Source organism: Pseudomonas sp. Pme6b (genome assembly GCF_058129925.1).
This window is the reverse complement of the sequence record NZ_CM176704.1, coordinates 1704776-1722650: the sequence shown is the minus strand read 5'-3', so window position 1 is coordinate 1722650 and position 17875 is coordinate 1704776. Positions and strand designations below refer to the sequence as shown.

The window sequence follows — 17875 nt, the reverse complement described above, 5'->3', positions numbered from 1 at the left end:
ACGCATCGACAGAATGCCACCCCGGCGCAGGTCAGAGAAATGCAGATCAGGTTTTTAGGAGCGCGGTAAATGCCCGAGTTATTCCACTACATGCAGCAGCTGGTCAATGGCCTGACCATTGGCAGTACGTATGCATTGATCGCCATCGGCTACACGATGGTGTACGGCATCATCGGAATGATCAACTTCGCCCATGGCGAGGTGTACATGATCGGTTCCTATGTAGCTTTCATGGCGCTCGCCGGTCTGGCGATGCTGGGTATTCACAGCCTGCCGTTGCTGATGATTGCCGGTTTCGCCGCAGCCATCGTCGTAACCAGTGCCTACGGATACAGCATCGAGCGTGTGGCCTACCGTCCGTTGCGCAACAGCAACCGTCTGATTCCACTGATTTCTGCAATCGGCATGTCGATCTTCCTGCAGAACTCGGTTCAGCTTTCTCAGGGCTCCGGCAACTTCGCCATCCCCAACCTGCTGCCCGGCAGCCTGTCGTTCGGGCCCGGTGGCGCTCAGGAAGTGCTGATCTCCTACATGCAGATCGTGGTCTTTGTCGTCACCCTGCTGGCGATGACCGGCCTGACCCTGTTCATCTCCCGCTCACGCATGGGCCGCGCCTGCCGCGCCTGTGCCGAGGACATGAAAATGGCCAACCTGCTGGGGATCAACACCAACAACATCATTGCCCTGACCTTCGTGGTCGGTGCTGCACTGGCTGCCGTCGCGGCGATGCTGCTGAGCATGCAGTACGGCGTGATCAACCCGAGCGCCGGCTTTCTGGTCGGCCTGAAAGCCTTCACTGCTGCCGTACTGGGCGGTATCGGTTCGATCCCGGGCGCTGTGCTCGGTGGCCTGGTACTGGGCGTCGCCGAAGCCTTCGGTGCCGACATTTTTGGTGATCAGTACAAGGACGTCGTGGCCTTCGGCCTGCTGGTTCTGGTGCTGCTGTTCCGACCGACCGGCATCCTGGGTCGTCCGGAGGTTGAGAAAGTATGAGCAAGTCTTTCAAACAGGCGCTGTTCAGCGCCGCACTGGTCTGGGCCGTGGCCTACCCGGTGTTCGGCCTGAAACTGGCCTTTTCCGGCGTCACCCTTCAAGTGCAGAACGCCAGCCCGCTGACCCTGACCATCATTGCCTTCTGTTCGGTCATGCTGTTCTTGCGCGTACTGTTCGCAGAACAGATCGGCAGCATGCGCCGCGGTACCGAAAAGCCGTTGATCTCGCAGAAGACCAGCGATTTCCTGACTCAGCCGAAAACCCAACGCTGGGGCCTGGCCGCATTGATCGTGCTCGCGTTCATCTGGCCATTCTTCGGGTCGCGCGGTGCGGTGGACATCGCCACGCTGATCCTGATCTACGTCATGCTCGGCCTGGGCCTGAACATCGTGGTCGGTCTGGCCGGTCTGCTGGACCTGGGCTATGTCGGTTTCTATGCAGTCGGTGCCTACAGCTACGCCTTGCTGTCCCACTACTATGGGCTCGGCTTCTGGATCTGCCTGCCGATTGCGGGCCTGATGGCGGCGCTGTTCGGGTTCTTGCTGGGGTTCCCGGTGCTACGCCTGCGCGGTGACTATCTGGCCATCGTGACGCTGGGGTTCGGCGAGATCATCCGCATCTTCCTGCGCAACCTCACCGAGCTGACCGGTGGCCCGAACGGCATCAGCAACATCGACAAGCCGACCTTCTTCGGCCTGACGTTCGAGCGCAAGGCCGCCGAGGGCATGCAGACCTTCCACGAGTTCTTCGGCCTGCCTTACAACTCGATCAACAAGGTCGTCTTCCTTTACCTGATCGCCCTGCTGCTGGCGCTGGCGGCACTGTTCGTCATCAACCGCCTGCTGCGCATGCCGATCGGCCGGGCCTGGGAGGCGCTGCGTGAAGACGAGATCGCCTGTCGTGCGCTGGGGCTGAATCCGACCGTGATCAAGCTCTCGGCGTTCACCCTTGGCGCTGCGTTCGCCGGTTTCGCAGGCAGCTTCTTTGCCGCACGTCAGGGTCTGATCACCCCGGAATCGTTCACCTTCATCGAATCGGCAATCATCCTCGCCATCGTCGTGCTCGGTGGTATGGGCTCGCAGCTTGGCGTGATCCTGGCCGCCATCGTGATGATTCTGCTGCCTGAGCTGATGCGCGAGTTCAGCGACTACCGCATGTTGATGTTTGGCGCGCTGATGGTGCTGATGATGATCTGGCGTCCTCAAGGCTTCCTGCCCATGCAACGGCCTGAAATGAAATTGAAAACGGAGCTGCCGAAATGAGCCGCCCATTACTGCAAGCCACCGGCTTGAGCATGCGTTTTGGCGGCCTGTTGGCGGTCAATGGCGTTGCCCTGACCGTCAATCAAGGGCAGGTCGTGTCGATGATCGGCCCCAACGGCGCGGGCAAGACCACCGTTTTCAATTGCCTGACCGGTTTCTACCGGCCAAGCGCAGGCACTATTCTGCTGGACGGCGAGCCCATCCAAGGCCTGGCCGGTCACCAGATTGCTCGCAAGGGCGTGGTGCGTACGTTCCAGAACGTGCGCCTGTTCAAGGAAATGACCGCTGTAGAGAACCTGCTGGTTGCCCAGCATCGGCATTTGAATACCAACTTCCTGGCCGGTTTGTTCAAAACCCCGGCGTTCCGTCGCAGCGAACGCGAAGCCATGGATTACGCCGAGCACTGGCTGGAAGCCGTCAACCTCAAGGAATTCGCTAACCGCCCTGCCGGTACACTGGCCTACGGTCAGCAACGCCGTCTGGAAATCGCCCGCTGCATGATGACGCGCCCGCGCATTCTGATGCTCGACGAACCGGCAGCCGGGCTGAACCCCAGAGAAACCGACGACCTGAAAGCCCTGATCGGCGTGTTGCGCAGCGAGCACAACGCTACGGTCCTGTTGATCGAGCACGACATGAAACTGGTGATGAGCATTTCCGACCACATTGTGGTGATCAATCAGGGCACGCCTCTGGCAGACGGAACGCCGGAACAGATTCGTGACAATCCTGATGTGATCAAAGCCTATCTGGGGGAAGCGTAAATGCTGCAGTTCGAAAACGTTTCCACTTTCTACGGCAAGATCCAGGCGCTGCACAGCGTCAACGTGGAAGTGCGTCAGGGCGAAATCGTCACCCTGATCGGCGCCAACGGCGCAGGCAAGTCCACGCTGCTGATGACCCTGTGCGGCTCACCACGCGCGCACAGCGGCAGTATTCGCTACATGGGCGAAGAGCTGGTCGGCCTGGAGTCGTCGATCATCATGCGCAAGAGTATCGCCGTAGTACCGGAAGGCCGTCGCGTGTTTGCGCGTCTGACCGTTGAAGAGAACCTGGCGATGGGCGGTTTCTTCACGGAAAAGGCTGATTATCAGGAGCAGATGGACAAGGTCCTGCAGCTCTTTCCGCGCCTCAAGGAACGCTTCAATCAACGCGGCGGCACCATGTCCGGTGGCGAACAGCAGATGCTGGCCATCGGTCGTGCGTTGATGAGCAAGCCCAAGCTGCTGTTGCTCGACGAGCCTTCGCTGGGCTTGGCTCCGATCATCATCCAGCAGATTTTCGAGATCGTTGAACAGTTGCGTCGCGATGGTGTGACGGTGTTTCTGGTCGAACAGAACGCCAATCAGGCGCTGAAAGTCGCCGACCGCGCTTATGTACTGGAAAACGGTCGTGTGGTGATGCAAGGCACCGGTGAAGAACTGCTGGTCGATCCGAAAGTGCGAGATGCGTATCTGGGCGGGTAAGCGCTGCGAAGCGCATTAACGTTCAGAACCAGGATGGGCCACGATGATTCTCATTACCACGCTCTGCGTGGTAATGCCTTTCGTGATGCTCCCCGCGTCACACTGCGGCGCAGGTCTGGCCGTTCCCCCTTGTGATGCACCTCCAGTCTGAGTAACGTGGCGACACTTGTCTGGAGACCACACCATGTTTGCTGCCCGTTCCGTCCTCGTATTTGCCCTTCTGCCACTGTTCGCCGGGTGCCAACTGCTCGGCAAACAGACCGAGGAACCCAAGGTTTCCACTGCAGGCATGCTCCGTATGCAGGGCGACCTGACGGGCAGCAATGGCCAGTTGCTGTTCAAACCGTGCAACGAGCAGCGGCGCTATGTGGTCAAGGATCGCGGCAATACCGGCATCTTGCAGGAAGCTGCTTCACTGGCAGACAGCAAGGGCACGGTATTCGCCGATCTGCGCGGTAACTTTGCTGCGAGCAAAGCGGCCAACAGCGATGGTCAGCTGGACCTGCATCAGCTGTACCGCGTCGAGCGTCCCGGCCAGGCCTGTGAAGACGCCAATTTCAAACGTCTGACCTTGCACGTCAATGGCAATAAACCCGCCTGGAACGTCAACGTCAGTGGCAAGGGCATGGTGCTGGAGCGCGAAGGTCTTGCACCGCTTGCCTTGCCTTACGTGGAAGAGAAACTGCCCGACGGCAGCTTCAGCGTCAGCAGCGAAGCCAACAACCAGCGCATCGAGATCTGGGTGGCGCCACAACGCTGCGTTGACAGCGTCAATGGCTCGGTACAACACCTGACGGCCGAACTGCGTATCAACGGCCAGGCCCAGCGTGGCTGCGGTTATTATGGCGGTTCGCGCGACGAGTGATCAGGCAGGCTCGCCGCCAAAGGGGTTCAGCGCTTATAATCGCCGGTCTTGTAGTGCTGTCGGGCTGAACCTGCGGCCCGAAAACTGGACCCCTTAATGTTACGAATCACCGAACTCAAGCTGCCGATCGATCACCCGGAAGAAGACCTGCGCGTTGCACTCTTGCAGCGCCTGGGCATCGACAGCAGCGAACTGCTGGACTTTACCCTCTTCAAACGCAGTTACGACGCGCGCAAAAAGTCATCCGAGCTGTGCTTTATCTACACCATCGACTTTCAGGTCAGTGATGAACAGGCACTGCTGCGCAAACTGGGCGATGACCGCCACGTCGGCCCTGCACCTGATGTCAGCTATAAAGTGGTCGGTCACGCTCCCGAGGGGCTTACAGAGCGCCCGATCGTCGTGGGTTTCGGCCCATGCGGTATCTTTGCCGGGCTGCTGCTGGCGCAGATGGGCTTCAAGCCGATCATCCTTGAGCGTGGTACCGAGGTGCGCCAGCGCACCAAGGATACCTGGGCGCTGTGGCGCAAAAACGTGCTCAACCCCGAGTCCAACGTGCAGTTCGGTGAAGGCGGTGCCGGGACCTTTTCTGACGGCAAGCTTTACAGCCAGATCAAGGACCCGAAGTTTATTGGCCGCAAGGTGCTGCACGAGTTCGTGAAAGCCGGTGCGCCGGAAGAAATCCTCTACGTCAGCAAGCCGCATATCGGCACGTTCCGCCTGACCGGCGTGGTCGAGAACATGCGCCATCAGATAGAAGCGCTGGGCGGCGAAGTGCGCTTTCAGCAGCGCGTGACCGACCTGATGATCGAGGACGGCCAATTGCTGGGCGTCCAGCTCGACAGTGGCGAGCAGATCGAATCCCGGCACGTCATTCTGGCGCTGGGCCACAGTGCCCGCGACACCTTCCGCATGCTGCATGGCCGTGGCGTGTTCATGGAAGCCAAGCCGTTTTCGGTGGGTTTCCGTATCGAGCACCCGCAGTCGCTGATCGACCGCGCGCGGCTGGGCAAATACGCCGGGCACCCGAAGCTGGGCGCAGCTGACTACAAACTGGTGCACCACGCCAGCAACGGTCGCTCGGTCTACAGTTTCTGCATGTGCCCTGGTGGCACTGTCGTAGCCGCCACTTCAGAGCCGGGGCGCGTGGTCACCAATGGCATGAGCCAGTATTCGCGCAACGAGCGTAATGCCAACTCGGGCATTGTGGTCGGTATTTCTCCGGAACAGGATTTCCCCGGCAGCCCGCTGGCCGGTATCGAGTTGCAGGAACGCCTGGAGTCTCATGCGTATCTGCTCGGCGGCAGCAGTTATGAAGCGCCGGCGCAGTTGGTCGGCGACTTTATCGCTGGCAGGGCCTCGACAGCACTGGGCAGCGTTGAGCCCTCATACAAGCCGGGCGTGAAACTGGTGGACCTGGCCGACGCCCTGCCCGCCTTTGCCATTGAAGCCATTCGTGAAGCATTGCCTGCGTTCGACAAGCAGATCAAAGGCTTCTCGCTGCACGATGCGGTGCTGACCGGCATCGAAACCCGTACCTCGGCCCCGCTGCGCATTACCCGCGGACCGACCCTGCAAAGCCTGAACACCAAAGGCCTTTACCCGGCCGGTGAAGGCGCTGGCTATGCGGGCGGGATTCTCTCGGCTGGCGTAGACGGCATTCGGGTTGCCGAAGCATTGGTGCGGGACATGCTGGGGATTGAGGGCTGACCTCAGAATGACCATCGTTATACATAAGTCTTGTGGGAGCGAGCTTGCTCGCGAAGAGGCCGCGACCCCCCCAAGAAATAGGGCGTTCGATACATCGTCTTCGTGAGCATTGGCACGATATTCACGCCTGGCAATAAAAAACCCCGAGCATTGCGGCTCGGGGTTTTGCTGTGCGGTGCTGCAAATCAGTGAGTGACGCGGCTCGTGCCGTTGATACTCATGATGCGTACGCGCTCGCCGACACGGAAAATCTCGTTTTCCTGAACCTGCTGCACATAGGCACGCATGCTGCCGTCATCTTCACGCACGGTGATTTCAACACCCTGCGTACGGGTCAGGCCTTCTTCGGTCGCTGAACCCAGCAGACCACCGGCCACCGCGCCGATTACCGCAGCCACGATGCTGCCGCGACCGCCACCGATAGCGCTGCCACCTACGCCGCCGACGACCGCACCCGCAGCCCCGCCAATCGGAGTCTTGGTGCCTTCGATTTTAACCGGACGCAAGGATTCGATAGTGCCCATACGGACGGTCTGTACGGTCCTGGCCTCATCGCGGGAATAGGAATCACCGGTCAGGTTTGAGGCACAGCCGCCCAGCATCAATGCCATGGCAGTGAACGAAGCAACCAGAAGAGCGGACTTGCGCATAAGGGAATCTCCAGAGGAATCAGTGGCCATTAGACTACCTGACAAAGGTGCTGTCACGGCCCCGATCCTGCAATTTAAGTTCATTCAGGCGGCATACAGCGGCCCACCTGCATAACGCTCAGACGATGGCCCGGACGAATAATTCAATCAGGGCGCAAGGCGCTCGCGCGTCCACCTGCCGTCTACCGAACGATAGTTCAAACGGTCGTGAAGTCGACTGGAGCGACCCTGCCAAAACTCGATTCGCTCAGGCAAAAGGCGGTAGCCCCCCCAGTGCTCGGGGCAGTGTGGCTGGGTGTCTGCGAAGCGTTGTTCCGTCTGTCTGATCAGACCTTCCAGCTCTTCACGATCTGCGATCACGCGACTTTGGGGTGAGGCCCAAGCCCCCAAACGGCTGCCCAGAGGACGCACCTGGTAATAAGCATCGGACTCCTGCGCGCTGACTTTCTCGACCGGGCCTTCGATACGCACCTGACGCTCCAGCGTTGGCCAGAAGAACGTCATGGCCGCGAATGGACGTGCAGCCAGTTGCTGGCCCTTGGCGCTTTCGTAGTTAGTGAAGAACGTGAAACCCTGCGTGTCCAGCCCCTTGAGCAGCAAGACACGGCAATGCGGACGTCCTTGCTCATCAACCGTTGCCAGGGTCATGGCATTGGCCTCGACAGGTGGTTGTTCGGTCTTTACAGCGTCGGCAAACCAGGTATGGAAGAGCGCGAAGGGCTCGTCCGGTGATTGCGCTTCGGTCAACCCGTCGCGGGTGTAATCACGGCGCATGTCGGCCAGGGTCTGAGTCATGGTTTCATTCCTGCGCAGATATCATGAACGTTAGCTAACTCTCGTTACGAGGCTCGGCGCTCGCCGTTATCACACATTCGTTTTTGATTCTGGCCGAAGGCCGTGGGAGCGAACTTGTTCGCGAAGACGGTGATTCAGACGATACGTTTCGGAGACTGTACCGGCCTTTTCGCGAACAAGTTCGCTCCCACGCCCTCCGGGCAGAAGCCTGAAAGCCTTGTTTTTCAGGCTATTCAGGACTTGTGCACAACGCAAAGCGCGGAGCGTGGAGACGAAAGTCGTGAGGTAACCAGGCCTCAGTTACTGGCCTGGCTGTCATCTTTCTTGGCGGGCGCCTTGGCCGGGGCCTTGGTCGCTGCCGGTTTTTTAGCTGCTGCGGTGGTCTTGGCAGGCGCGGCCTTTTTGGCAGTGCTGGCCTTGGCCGTGTCTTTCTTCGCCACGGCGGCTTTCTTGGCAGGCGCGGCAGCAGGTGCTGGCGCTACTGGCTTGACGTCCTGGGTGGCAACCATGACTGGAGCAACCGGCGGCAACGCATAACGGGCCATCAGCGCGCGCATGGTGTCCTGCGGCGTCATGAGGATTTCAACACGACGGTTGAGTGCACGGCCTTGCAGGCTGTCGTTGGCGGCACGTGGCATCACGGCACCCATCCCACGCTGGCTCAGACGATTACGCTCCAGGCCACTGAGACGGAAAATCGCGGCAACAGACTGCGCGCGTTCCTGGCTGATCTTCTGGTTGGCTTCGGTAGGCCCCGATGTGTCGGCATGACCGAGAATCAGCACGGCAGTTTTCTGATCGCCTTCGACCACCTTGGCCAGTCGCGTGATCGGGCCCAGCGTGTTGGGCAGCAGCATCGCAGGACGGTCAGGGTTGAACGAGCTGTCGACCGGTGCAGTGATTGCCAGCAGGTCTTCGCGACGCTCCAGCTGGAACGGGCTGTCCTTGATTGCAGCGCGCAGACGCGGCTCGTACTCGTCCAGCCAGGCCTGGGTCACTTTCGGATCAGGCATCGGCAGCGCTTTAGGCTCGTCCTTCTTGCCCTCGCTACCGAACGGCCACCACCACTTGCTATCGGTTTCCGACTTGGCTACCAGCGCAGGCGCAGCTGGCTTGTCGGCAGGCTTGTCGGCCACGGCATCAGGTTTGGCCTGCGCGTTATCTTTCGAGCCGAACGGCCAGTACCAAGGCGCGCTGTTTTCAGCGCCAGCGGCAGGTGCTGCTGGTGCCGCAGCGGCCTTGGCGACCGGAGCAGGTGCCGGGCTCGGTGCCGGAGCCTTTGCAGCAGCGCCTGCATCAGCAGACTCGCTGCCTGAACCGAACTGCCACCAATGGCCTCCGGTTGCAGCAGAGTCGGATTGAGGGGTTTGAGCACAGCCGGTCACAGCGATGCACAGGGCGAGAACGAGGCTTTTATTAGACGACATGGATAACCCGCAACGGTTTTGATCAGACAGAAGGACGTGACTACGCCGGTATAACATGCATAAAGATGCAGTTGGAAAAAGAAACCGTCGTACGGTTCCTGTTACAGCCATTTAACTGACAGTCGGTATGAAACAAGCACTTATGGCCGATACTTACTGCAAACAATCACGCAGGATCCCGACCATTTTCTGCGCACGCGGGTCCATCAGAATGTACGGCCCCAGGGTGTTGGTAACGAAGCCAAAAGCGACCTCGTAATCAGGATCGGCGAACCCGACCGAACCGCCTGCCCCGGGATGGCCAAACGCCTTGGGGCCAAGACCATAGGTCGCGTTGGCAACGGTCGGTTGGTCAAGCATGCAGCCTAGGCCCAGACGGGTCGAGGTCAGCAGAGTCCTGTCCTGACCGAGGCTGTGCTCACGGGTCAGCTCGTTGAGCATGTCTGCTTCAAGCAGGCTGCCATCCAGCAAACCGTTATAGAAACCGGCAAGACTGCGCGCATTGCCGTGGCCGTTGGCCGCTGGCTGCTGCATGCGGCGCCATTCGGGTTTATTGGTGCTGGTCATGATCGACGGCGGGTTGGTGAACGCCTTGTCAGTGATGGAGGCGGGCTCACGCATCGTCGCCTGCAACACGCGCTGGGCAGCGTCGTCACCGGCATTGCCTTTGCCGCGCGCGATATGGGCGACACGATGAAACTGGTCATCCGCCAGGCCCACATGAAAATCCAGCCCCAGCGGGCGAGAAATACGCGCGGCAATGGATTCCCCCGGGCCTCGACTATCGGCACGACGCAGCACCTCGCCTACCAGCCAGCCATAGGTGATTGCCGCGTAACCGTGACCCTGCCCCGGCGTCCACCAAGGTTCTTCGGCCGCCAGCGCCGCCGTCATGGTGTCCCACTGGTAAAGCGCTTCGGCAGGCAATTGCTCGCGCAGCGCAGGCAAACCGGCCTGATGGCAGAGCAGCTGACGCAAAGTGATCGATGCCTTGCCCGCCGCGGCGAATTCGGGCCAGAGCCTGGCGACGGGTTCGTCCAGCTTCAACTTGCCTTCTTCAACCAGCTGCAATACCGCCACGCTGGTAAAGGTCTTGGTGCAGGAGAACAGGTTGAGAATGGTGTCGGTGTGCCACGCCTCGGCACCGTCCTTGTCGGCCGTGCCCGCCCACAGATCGATGACGGTCTGGCCGCCGACCTGAATGCACAAGGCAGCGCCGCGCTCCTGAGGGTCGTCAAAGAGCGCCGCAAAGGCTTCACGTACTGCTTCGAATTGAAGTTCGTAATGACCCTGGATCTGCAACGGCTGACTCCTGACTGACGGTACTGGGCCTGATGACAGGCCGAATGGGCGCATATTGTTCCAGCGATCGGGCGCTTTGGGAACAGACCCGAGTCAACCGACAGCTGTTATTCAGGAAATCTCGCGGCGAAACGGCGGCAATGCGTTGAGAATCGCCTTGCCGTAACGCTGGGTGACGACACGTCGGTCCAGCAACGTGATAGTGCCGCGGTCCTCTTCGGTACGCAGCAAGCGGCCACAGGCCTGTACCAGACGCAAAGAGGCATCCGGCACGGCGATCTCCATGAACGGGTTGCCACCACGCGCTTCGATCCACTCGGCCAGAGCGGCCTCGACCGGGTCATCCGGCACCGCGAACGGAATCTTGGCGATGACCACGTGCTCGCAGTACGCACCGGGCAAGTCCACACCCTCGGCGAAGCTGGCCAGTCCGAACAGTACGCTGGACTCGCCGCTGTCGACGCGGGCCTTGTGCTTGTTGAGGGTTTCCTGTTTGGACAGGTTGCCCTGGATGAACACCTGCTTGCGCCAGTCACGGTCCAGGCCGTCGAAAACGTCCTGCATCTGCTTGCGCGACGAATACAGCACCAGCGTGCCTCGCGAACCTTCCACCAGCCCGGGCAGGTCACGAATGATCGCTGCGGTATGGGCCACCGAGTCACGCGGGTCGGCCTTGAGGTCCGGCACGCGCAGCACACCGGCATCGGCGTGATGGAACGGGCTTGGCACCACGGCGGTCACCGCCCCTTTGGGCAGGCCGGCACGCATGCGGTAACGATCAAACTTGCCCAGCGCGGTCAGGGTCGCTGAAGTCACCAGCGCCCCGTAGGCAATGTTCCACAGGTTGCGACGCAGCATTTCCGCCGCCAGGATCGGGCTGGCATTGACCTCGATATCGAACATTGCACCGCTGTCGGCCAGGGTCAGCCAGCGCGCCATGGGCGGGCTGTCTTCCGGGTCTTCGGCGGTAAAGGCGGTCCACAGTTCCCAGTTACCGTGGGCGCGGGCCAGCAGGCTGCCGAACAGCGGGTACCACTCTTCAGCCTGATGGCTGGCGATACCGATGTTGACTTCGCCATCCATGCCTTCCTTGAGCAGCTCGGTCAGGCGCGTGAACAGGTCGTCCAGGCGCGCAAAGCCCTTCTTGAGCTCGATGCCCATCTCGCGGATGTGCTCGGGGATCACGCCGCCGACAAAGCGGTGACGGGGCCGCTCGCGACCCTGCATGTCTTCGCCGGCGCGGAAATCTGCCAGTTGCTCGCAGGCACCGAACATGAACTGCTGATGCCCCTTGATCTCGCGGGCCAGTTCCGGCACCTGCTCGATCAGCTTGCCCAGATCGCCGGGCAGTGGGTGTTGGGCCAGCAGCTTGGCGAGGTTCTTGGCTGTCTGTTCAAGCCAGTCAGCGGTGGATTTCAGTCGGGTGTAATGAGCGAAGTGGCCGATGGCCTTGTCGGGCAGGTGATGGCCTTCGTCGAACACGTACAGCGTGTCACGCGGGTCGGGCAGCACGGCGCCGCCGCCCAGCGCGAGGTCAGCCAGCACCATGTCATGGTTGGTGACAATCACGTCAACCTTACCCATGCCTTCGCGCGCCTTATAGAAAGCGCACTGCTGAAAGTTCGGGCAATGCCGGTTGGTGCACTGGCTGTGATCGGTGGTCAGCCGCGCCCAGTCCTGATCGGCGAGTTCCTGAGGCCAGCTGTCGCGATCACCGTCCCACTTATTGCCCGCCAGCTTCTGCAGCATGCTGGTGAACAGCTTCTGACTGGCTTCATCGACCTCGATCTTGAAGCCTTCTTCCTCGAAAAGCTGCGCAGTCGCGTTGGTCGCGTCGCTCTCCTGCAGCAACGCGTCGAGTTTCGACAGGCACATGTAACGGCCGCGGCCCTTGGCAAGCGCGAAGGTAAAATTCAGACCGCTGTTGCGCATCAGGTCCGGCAGGTCCTTGTAGACGATCTGCTCCTGCAAGGCGACGGTCGCGGTGGCGATTACCAGCCGCTTGCCTGCCGCCTTGGCGGTGGGGATCGACGCGATGGCATACGCCACGGTCTTGCCGGTGCCCGTCCCGGCCTCGACGGCCACTACCGCAGGATCGCCCGAACGACGGCCCTCTTCATCGGTGTCAATGTCCCCCAGCACCTTGGCAACTTCAGCGATCATCAATCGCTGGCCATAGCGTGGCTTGAGGCTCTTGGCTTCGAGGAAACGCGAGTAAGCGCCCTGGATCTGGGTTTTGAGTTCGGTACTGATCATTGGCTTCGGTTCGGGGGCACGGCTAAAAAGGCTGGATAAATTTTCAGTAGTTCTGAGTGGGCGCTATCATAGCGCGCTAAATCCATCCGCGCAGAACGGAGTGTCCGATGACCGCTTTTTCTACTGTTTATACGCTGCATCTGCTGGTTGCCCTAGTGTGGGTTGGCGGGATGTTTTTCGCCTGGATGGTCTTGCGTCCAGCAGTCATTGCAGCACTTGAAGGCCCTTCTCGCTTGAAAGTGTGGGTCCAGGTGTTTCCACGCTTCTTCGTCTGGGTCTGGGCAGCCGTGGTGCTGCTGCCGATTACCGGCATCGGCATGATCCAGCTGAACTTCACCGGCTTTGGAACTGCGCCGCGCTATGTGCAGATCATGATGGGCCTGTACGTGGTGATGGTTGCGCTGTTCCTGCGTATCCATTCATTGCAGTTGCCGGAGTTGCGTCGCGCCGTGGACGCCGAACAATGGGCCGAAGGCGCAGCAGCACTCGGTCACATTCGCCGGCTGGTCGGAATCAACCTGATTATCGGCCTGGCAGTGGTGATATTGGCAGCCGCCCGTCCGGGCCTTTGAGGCAAAACGGAACATCGCGGGGCACTGGCGGTGACACCGCGCACAGCTTGCGGGCAGTTTCCTGCCCGATCGGTCATCTTCTGTGCCCGATATCCAAGCCATTCAACATCTTGAAACACTTTGGCATGGGCTGTGCAAACGTTTGCGATCAGCAGTACGCGCCCACGAAAAGGAGCTTCAATGCCACAGCCGCCATTCACTCGATCCGCAACGCCCTCAAGATTCCTCATGCCTCTGTTGTTCGCCGCCGCTGCGGCGCTGCCATGCACCAGCGTCCTGGCACAGCCCGCCGCCGAAGACTCGGCTCAAGGCGAAGCACTCAGCCCGCCCGCCTCGCCCAAGGAAGGCAAAGGCGCGTACTTTTCAGACTGGTTCAACCAGGACCTGACGCTGATCGGCAGCAAGGACATCAGCTTCGGCCCCAAGCCCAACGATGACATTTATCTGGAGTATGAGTACTTCGGCCGCAAGGGGCCGTTTGAGCTCTATGGCTATGTCGACGTACCGAAGATTCTCGGCATCGGCAATGATAATGACAAAGGCGTCTGGGACCATGGCTCGCCATTGTTCATGGAGCATGAGCCACGTATCTCCATCGACTACCTCGCCGGGCGCAGTCTGGCCGTCGGGCCGTTCAAGGAATGGTACGTCGCCTTTGACTGGATCTACGACCACGGCAGCAACTCGGCCAACCGTGCCAACACCCTGTACAGCGGCCTGGGCACTGACATCGACACCCACTCGCGGGTCAATCTGTCGGCCAACTTCTATGGCCGCTACCAGTGGGAGAACTACGGTGCCAGCAACGAATATTCTTGGGATGGCTATCGCGCCCAGCTCAAATACATCGTACCGATCAGCAAATTCGACAACGGCGCTTCGCTGACGTACATCGGCTTCACCAACTTCGATTTCGGTTCGGACCTCAAGAACGATCCGGCACGCACTGGCAACTCCACAGTAGCCACCAACGTGCTGCTTTACGCCTTCACGCACCTGCGCTTCACCCTGGTGGGTCGTTACTTCCACAACGGCGGCAACTGGCAGGACGGCAGCGAGCTGAACTTCGGCGAAGGCAACTTCCGTGCGCGCTCCGACGGCTGGGGATATTACGCAGGCGTGGGTTACCAGTTCTGAAACTGATTATGACGACAGGAGTTTTCATGAAACACATCACCCGCAACACACTTGGCGCCACACTGGCCCTGCTTAGCCCTGCCCTCTGGGCAGCCACCGCGCCGGTTACGCCAGTCACGCCCAAGGTCATGCTGGTCGCCATGTTTGCGCCCGAAGCGCAGAACTGGATCGACCGGCTGCATCTGACCAAGGAGATCCAGGTGCCCGGCCTTGCCGCCGAGTATCCTGCCATCCGCTGCAACGCTCAGGACGTCTGCCTGATGGTCACCGGCATGGGTCAGACCAATGCCGCAGCATCGACTCTGGCCCTGGCCCTGTCGCCGCAATTCGATCTGCGCAAGACCTACTTCATCGTTGCTGGCATTGCCGGCATCAACCCGCACCACGGCACGCTCGGCACCACTGCGTGGGCGCATTATCTGGTGGAGTTCGGCACGCAGTGGGAAATCGATTCGCGCGACGTGCCCAAGGACTGGCCGACCGGTTACCTGGGTATCAACACCAAAGGTCCGAACGAAAAGCCGCCGCTGGACTACAAGACTGAAGTCTTCGAGCTGAACCCCAAACTTCAGGCCAAGGCCTTCGCCCTGTCGCAAAAAGTGACGCTCAGCGAGAGCAAGGAATCTGCCGCCTGGCGTGTCAAATACCCTTACGCCCCGGCCAATCAGCCGCCGCAGGTGACGCAGTGCGATACGCTGGCGGGCAACACGTGGTTTTCCGGAACGCGTCTGAGTGAGCGGGCGGAAGTCTGGACCAAGCTGCTGACCGACGGCAAAGGCGTGTATTGCACCACCCAGCAGGAGGACAACTCGACGTACGAAGCCCTGTTACGCGCCAGCAAGGCAGGCAAGGTAGACGTCAATCGACTGGCCGTGGTGCGCGCAGGTTCCGATTTCGACCGTCCGTATCCGGGTTACAGCGAGGTGGACAACCTGCTCAAGTACGCCGATCAGGGCGCCTTCGTACCAGCACTGGAAAACCTGTACCGTACTGGTAACCCGCTGGTGCAGGCCATTGTCGGTGACTGGAAGAACTGGGAAAAAGGCGTGCCGCAGTAAGCGCGCTGCCATAATGACTGCCCGGATCATGGCCTTGCGCCTGATCCCGGGCAGTCTCTAGAAGGACGACAGCTGGTGAAGGTTACAGGCGCTGCAGAATCAAACTGCCTGCTGGCCCTGCAACGCCTGGCAGGCCAGGTTCGCCCGGTCTGCCAGGCTTGCCGCCATCCGCGCGGTAGACGATGCAGCCCTTCGAAGCGCCGCCCTTGCCTGCCTTGCCGCCTTCACCGCCCTTGCCTGCCGCGCCACCCGCAACATTCACCTTGATACGCTCGGCCGGAAAGCTTTGTGGCAGCTCGAGACGAACCTGCGCACCTGCTGCGCCGTCGTGGCCGTTGCCGCCACTATCGCCGTTGTAACCACGCCCAGCCTGGCCCCAGGTACAGCCCGGCTCTTCGCCCGTGCCGCCATCGAGCCCGGCGTAGCCTGGGCTGCCCGCGCCGCCGCGTGCATCGATCGACAGTTGTTCGGCATTCAGGCTCTGTAGACGCAGGGTCAGGTTGCGCCCCGGCAGTGCCGGCTTCTCGAAGGTACCCGGAGCGCCTCGCGCAGTGATCTGGCTGCCGGTGCCGAATTCACCATGCACCACGACGAGGTTGAACGCCTGTACACCGGGGACGATGGCAATCCGCGCTTCGTGCCCTAGCACCAGTTCGCCGATCTTCACGTCATCGATACCGGCCGGTATCAGCAGGGTGCCGTAGTCGGCCACTTCAAGGCGCTCGACCTGCAGAACGCTGCTGTTGCCAGGCAGACGCATGAGCGAGTGTGGCGCAACGATAATCGCCTGAGCCATGGCCAGAGGGCTGAACAGTGCTGCCAACAGAACGAGCTTACGCATGAGAGTGCCCTGTAGTCGAACGGCCGATGGATTGAACGTGAAAGATGCCGAACAGAATGATTTTGCCCCGGTCGCGCCAGGGATGCCTGCGACCGCGCAGGCTGCCGTTGAACAGGATCAGTTCGAGCAAGTGAGTCAAAAACAGTACGGCACCCGCCATGTCGATCATCACGCCAAACGGGCTGGGCGCTTCAATGACCGCATTGGCCAGGACTACCAGCCAGAAGCCCAGCATCAAGATTTTTCCCAGCCCCCAAAACACCTTCATCGCCTGCCCCCTTGTCATGATCCGTTACGAAAGCGCAGTCTGCGCGCGCTTTTCGTCGCCGCACAGTAGACGTGCTGTACGCCGAATATGCCAGCAGTGTATTGAAAAAGATCAAGCATAGATCGTTGTCGTCAGTCTGTGGGCGTTCGCCTGATACTGACGGCTGTTCAGAGCGGGTCCGGCAGGCTAGTCTTGTCAGTCAACCAGAGGACTTTCGATGACCGTCGGCTACTCCACCCGCACGCCGCAGCAAGCGCTGGCTGCCCTGCTCGACCGTTACGCACCCCAGCGTCTGCTGTTGATCGGCGCTCAGGCGTTCCCTGCGTTGCAAGCCTTTCAGGAAGCACACCCGCAGACCGAGGTGGCGATGGCCGAACCCGGCCCCCTGCCCGCAAATCTGGCGGCGCAACGTTTCGACCTGGCGCTGGTGGTCGATTGCCTGGAGCACATCCCCAAGCGCACCGGTCTGGAGCTGCTGGGCGGTATCCGCAACCTTAACGCCAGCCGCATTGCGGTGCTGGCCGACTTGCAGGCCTGCGGCTGGCAGGAGACCGACTTTTTCTCGCTGGCCCTGCAATCCAGCGAACGCTTCACCCGCGACGAGCAGGTCCTCAACCTGTTCACCTACGACCTGCGCGAATACAAACAGGTGCCCGACTGGCTGAACGCGAAGTATTGGGCCAACCCGGAGAATTTTGGAAAGTATTGGTGGTGACCTATGAGTAGTGCTATTTGCCCGTGCGGCAGCGGCGATCTGTTGCTGGCCTGCTGCGGTCGCTATCACGCAGGTCAGCCTGCGCCTTGCGCGGAAAAGCTGATGCGCTCGCGGTACAGCGCCTACGTGCTGGGGCTGACTGATTATCTGGTCCAGACGACGCTGCCTGTTCAGCAAAGCGGGTTGAACCGTGAGGCCATTGCCCAGTGGAGCGCGCAGAGCACCTGGCTGGGGCTGGAGGTAGAAAGTTCGGAGGTATTTGGCGGCAAGCCCGAGCATGCTTTTGTGACCTTCACTGCCCGCTGGCACGACGGTAACGGTGAACACAGTCACAAGGAACGCTCGTCGTTCGTGCAGAATCAGGGCCGCTGGTACTTTATCGATTCCACCGTCCCGCTCAAGGCCGGCCGCAATGACGCCTGTCCGTGCGGCAGCGAACAGAAATTCAAGAAATGCTGCTCGCCTTACGTGGTTTGAGATAGTCGAGATGATCGTTCCGCACGCTCCAGCGTGGGAGTGTCGTGCGTGAGCCCTGCGCCGCACCATCAAGAGCGTTCA

General features: G+C 60.6%; 18 protein-coding genes. 11 read left to right on the top strand and 7 right to left on the bottom strand.

What is annotated here, in order from left to right:
- Nucleotides 1–69: 69 nt before the first annotated feature.
- From livH to AC4ANE_RS07800, 6 genes are all read left to right on the top strand, one after another.
- Nucleotides 70–993: a high-affinity branched-chain amino acid ABC transporter permease LivH gene (gene livH, locus AC4ANE_RS07825; protein WP_002554804.1), complete on the top strand. Its 924-nt coding sequence runs from the start codon at nt 70–72 to the stop codon at nt 991–993.
- Nucleotides 990–2255: a high-affinity branched-chain amino acid ABC transporter permease LivM gene (locus tag AC4ANE_RS07820; protein ID WP_002554805.1), complete on the top strand. Its 1266-nt coding sequence runs from the start codon at nt 990–992 to the stop codon at nt 2253–2255. The genes livH and AC4ANE_RS07820 overlap by 4 nt, the downstream gene beginning before the upstream one ends.
- Entirely contained in the window at nt 2252–3019 is a 768-nt protein-coding gene (gene livG / locus AC4ANE_RS07815; protein ID WP_002554806.1) for a high-affinity branched-chain amino acid ABC transporter ATP-binding protein LivG, read from the top strand. Before AC4ANE_RS07820 ends, livG begins: the two co-directional genes overlap by 4 nt.
- Nucleotides 3020–3721, top strand: coding sequence for an ABC transporter ATP-binding protein (locus AC4ANE_RS07810; RefSeq protein ID WP_002554807.1), 702 nt, complete (start codon nt 3020–3022; stop codon nt 3719–3721).
- Between the two features lie 184 nt (nt 3722–3905).
- Nucleotides 3906–4586 carry a COG3650 family protein gene (locus tag AC4ANE_RS07805; RefSeq protein ID WP_002554808.1) on the top strand — a complete coding sequence of 227 codons (681 nt, stop codon included), beginning with the start codon at nt 3906–3908 and terminating at the stop codon, nt 4584–4586.
- 96 nt (nt 4587–4682) lie between these two features.
- Nucleotides 4683–6296 (top strand): NAD(P)/FAD-dependent oxidoreductase, encoded by a 1614-nt coding sequence (locus tag AC4ANE_RS07800; protein WP_002554809.1) that lies wholly within the window; start codon nt 4683–4685, stop codon nt 6294–6296.
- Between the two features lie 185 nt (nt 6297–6481).
- Here the strand turns inward: AC4ANE_RS07800 and AC4ANE_RS07795 are convergent, their stop codons facing one another.
- From AC4ANE_RS07795 to dinG, 5 genes are all read right to left on the bottom strand, one after another.
- Nucleotides 6482–6946, bottom strand: a complete 465-nt coding sequence (locus AC4ANE_RS07795; RefSeq protein WP_002554810.1) for an outer membrane lipoprotein — start codon at nt 6944–6946, stop codon at nt 6482–6484.
- A gap of 147 nt (nt 6947–7093) precedes the next feature.
- On the bottom strand, nt 7094–7741 hold the full coding sequence (pdxH, locus tag AC4ANE_RS07790) for a pyridoxamine 5'-phosphate oxidase (RefSeq protein ID WP_031595827.1): 648 nt from the start codon (nt 7739–7741) through the stop codon (nt 7094–7096).
- A 296-nt stretch (nt 7742–8037) separates the two neighbouring features.
- Nucleotides 8038–9168, bottom strand: coding sequence for an OmpA family protein (locus AC4ANE_RS07785; protein WP_002554811.1), 1131 nt, complete (start codon nt 9166–9168; stop codon nt 8038–8040).
- Between the two features lie 153 nt (nt 9169–9321).
- The gene (locus AC4ANE_RS07780) at nt 9322–10470 is read right to left on the bottom strand and encodes a serine hydrolase domain-containing protein (RefSeq protein WP_460408780.1); all 1149 of its coding nucleotides are present in this window, start codon (nt 10468–10470) and stop codon (nt 9322–9324) included.
- Nucleotides 10471–10581: 111 nt separating this feature from the next.
- Nucleotides 10582–12726, bottom strand: a complete 2145-nt coding sequence (dinG, locus tag AC4ANE_RS07775) for an ATP-dependent DNA helicase DinG (protein WP_002554813.1) — start codon at nt 12724–12726, stop codon at nt 10582–10584.
- Between the two features lie 107 nt (nt 12727–12833).
- On the opposite strand from dinG, the gene AC4ANE_RS07770 reads away from it, so the two are divergent.
- The 3 genes from AC4ANE_RS07770 (at nt 12834) to AC4ANE_RS07760 (ending at nt 15493) form a co-directional block, all read left to right on the top strand.
- Nucleotides 12834–13298 (top strand): CopD family protein, encoded by a 465-nt coding sequence (locus tag AC4ANE_RS07770; protein WP_002554814.1) that lies wholly within the window; start codon nt 12834–12836, stop codon nt 13296–13298.
- Between the two features lie 228 nt (nt 13299–13526).
- The gene (locus AC4ANE_RS07765; protein ID WP_369812041.1) at nt 13527–14435 is read left to right on the top strand and encodes a nucleoside-specific channel-forming protein Tsx; all 909 of its coding nucleotides are present in this window, start codon (nt 13527–13529) and stop codon (nt 14433–14435) included.
- Between the two features lie 26 nt (nt 14436–14461).
- Entirely contained in the window at nt 14462–15493 is a 1032-nt protein-coding gene (locus tag AC4ANE_RS07760; RefSeq protein WP_005732255.1) for a purine-nucleoside phosphorylase, read from the top strand.
- A gap of 82 nt (nt 15494–15575) precedes the next feature.
- Here AC4ANE_RS07760 and AC4ANE_RS07755 read toward each other — a convergent pair whose 3' ends face one another.
- Entirely contained in the window at nt 15576–16334 is a 759-nt protein-coding gene (locus tag AC4ANE_RS07755; RefSeq protein ID WP_002554817.1) for a hypothetical protein, read from the bottom strand.
- Nucleotides 16327–16602 carry a DUF1145 domain-containing protein gene (locus AC4ANE_RS07750; RefSeq protein ID WP_002554818.1) on the bottom strand — a complete coding sequence of 92 codons (276 nt, stop codon included), beginning with the start codon at nt 16600–16602 and terminating at the stop codon, nt 16327–16329. Before AC4ANE_RS07750 ends, AC4ANE_RS07755 begins: the two co-directional genes overlap by 8 nt.
- 217 nt (nt 16603–16819) lie before the next feature.
- On the opposite strand from AC4ANE_RS07750, the gene AC4ANE_RS07745 reads away from it, so the two are divergent.
- The gene (locus tag AC4ANE_RS07745; RefSeq protein WP_460408779.1) at nt 16820–17317 is read left to right on the top strand and encodes a DUF6231 family protein; all 498 of its coding nucleotides are present in this window, start codon (nt 16820–16822) and stop codon (nt 17315–17317) included.
- 3 nt (nt 17318–17320) lie between these two features.
- On the top strand, nt 17321–17794 hold the full coding sequence (locus AC4ANE_RS07740; RefSeq protein WP_004664098.1) for a YchJ family protein: 474 nt from the start codon (nt 17321–17323) through the stop codon (nt 17792–17794).
- The last annotated feature ends 81 nt before the right edge of the window (nt 17795–17875 follow it).

Excerpts from the sequence above, each read along its gene's own strand:
- livH (WP_002554804.1), top strand. The coding sequence starts at position 70 with ATGCCCGAGTTATTCCACTACATGCAGCAGCTGGTCAATGGCCTGACC.
- AC4ANE_RS07820 (WP_002554805.1), top strand. The coding sequence starts at position 990 with ATGAGCAAGTCTTTCAAACAGGCGCTGTTCAGCGCCGCACTGGTCTGG.
- livG (WP_002554806.1), top strand. The coding sequence starts at position 2,252 with ATGAGCCGCCCATTACTGCAAGCCACCGGCTTGAGCATGCGTTTTGGC.
- AC4ANE_RS07810 (WP_002554807.1), top strand. The coding sequence starts at position 3,020 with ATGCTGCAGTTCGAAAACGTTTCCACTTTCTACGGCAAGATCCAGGCG.
- AC4ANE_RS07805 (WP_002554808.1), top strand. The coding sequence starts at position 3,906 with ATGTTTGCTGCCCGTTCCGTCCTCGTATTTGCCCTTCTGCCACTGTTC.
- AC4ANE_RS07800 (WP_002554809.1), top strand. The coding sequence starts at position 4,683 with ATGTTACGAATCACCGAACTCAAGCTGCCGATCGATCACCCGGAAGAA.
- AC4ANE_RS07795 (WP_002554810.1), bottom strand. The coding sequence starts at position 6,946 with ATGCGCAAGTCCGCTCTTCTGGTTGCTTCGTTCACTGCCATGGCATTG.
- pdxH (WP_031595827.1), bottom strand. The coding sequence starts at position 7,741 with ATGACTCAGACCCTGGCCGACATGCGCCGTGATTACACCCGCGACGGG.
- AC4ANE_RS07785 (WP_002554811.1), bottom strand. The coding sequence starts at position 9,168 with ATGTCGTCTAATAAAAGCCTCGTTCTCGCCCTGTGCATCGCTGTGACC.
- dinG (WP_002554813.1), bottom strand. The coding sequence starts at position 12,726 with ATGATCAGTACCGAACTCAAAACCCAGATCCAGGGCGCTTACTCGCGT.
- AC4ANE_RS07770 (WP_002554814.1), top strand. The coding sequence starts at position 12,834 with ATGACCGCTTTTTCTACTGTTTATACGCTGCATCTGCTGGTTGCCCTA.
- AC4ANE_RS07765 (WP_369812041.1), top strand. The coding sequence starts at position 13,527 with ATGCCTCTGTTGTTCGCCGCCGCTGCGGCGCTGCCATGCACCAGCGTC.
- AC4ANE_RS07760 (WP_005732255.1), top strand. The coding sequence starts at position 14,462 with ATGAAACACATCACCCGCAACACACTTGGCGCCACACTGGCCCTGCTT.
- AC4ANE_RS07755 (WP_002554817.1), bottom strand. The coding sequence starts at position 16,334 with ATGCGTAAGCTCGTTCTGTTGGCAGCACTGTTCAGCCCTCTGGCCATG.
- AC4ANE_RS07750 (WP_002554818.1), bottom strand. The coding sequence starts at position 16,602 with ATGAAGGTGTTTTGGGGGCTGGGAAAAATCTTGATGCTGGGCTTCTGG.
- AC4ANE_RS07745 (WP_460408779.1), top strand. The coding sequence starts at position 16,820 with ATGACCGTCGGCTACTCCACCCGCACGCCGCAGCAAGCGCTGGCTGCC.
- AC4ANE_RS07740 (WP_004664098.1), top strand. The coding sequence starts at position 17,321 with ATGAGTAGTGCTATTTGCCCGTGCGGCAGCGGCGATCTGTTGCTGGCC.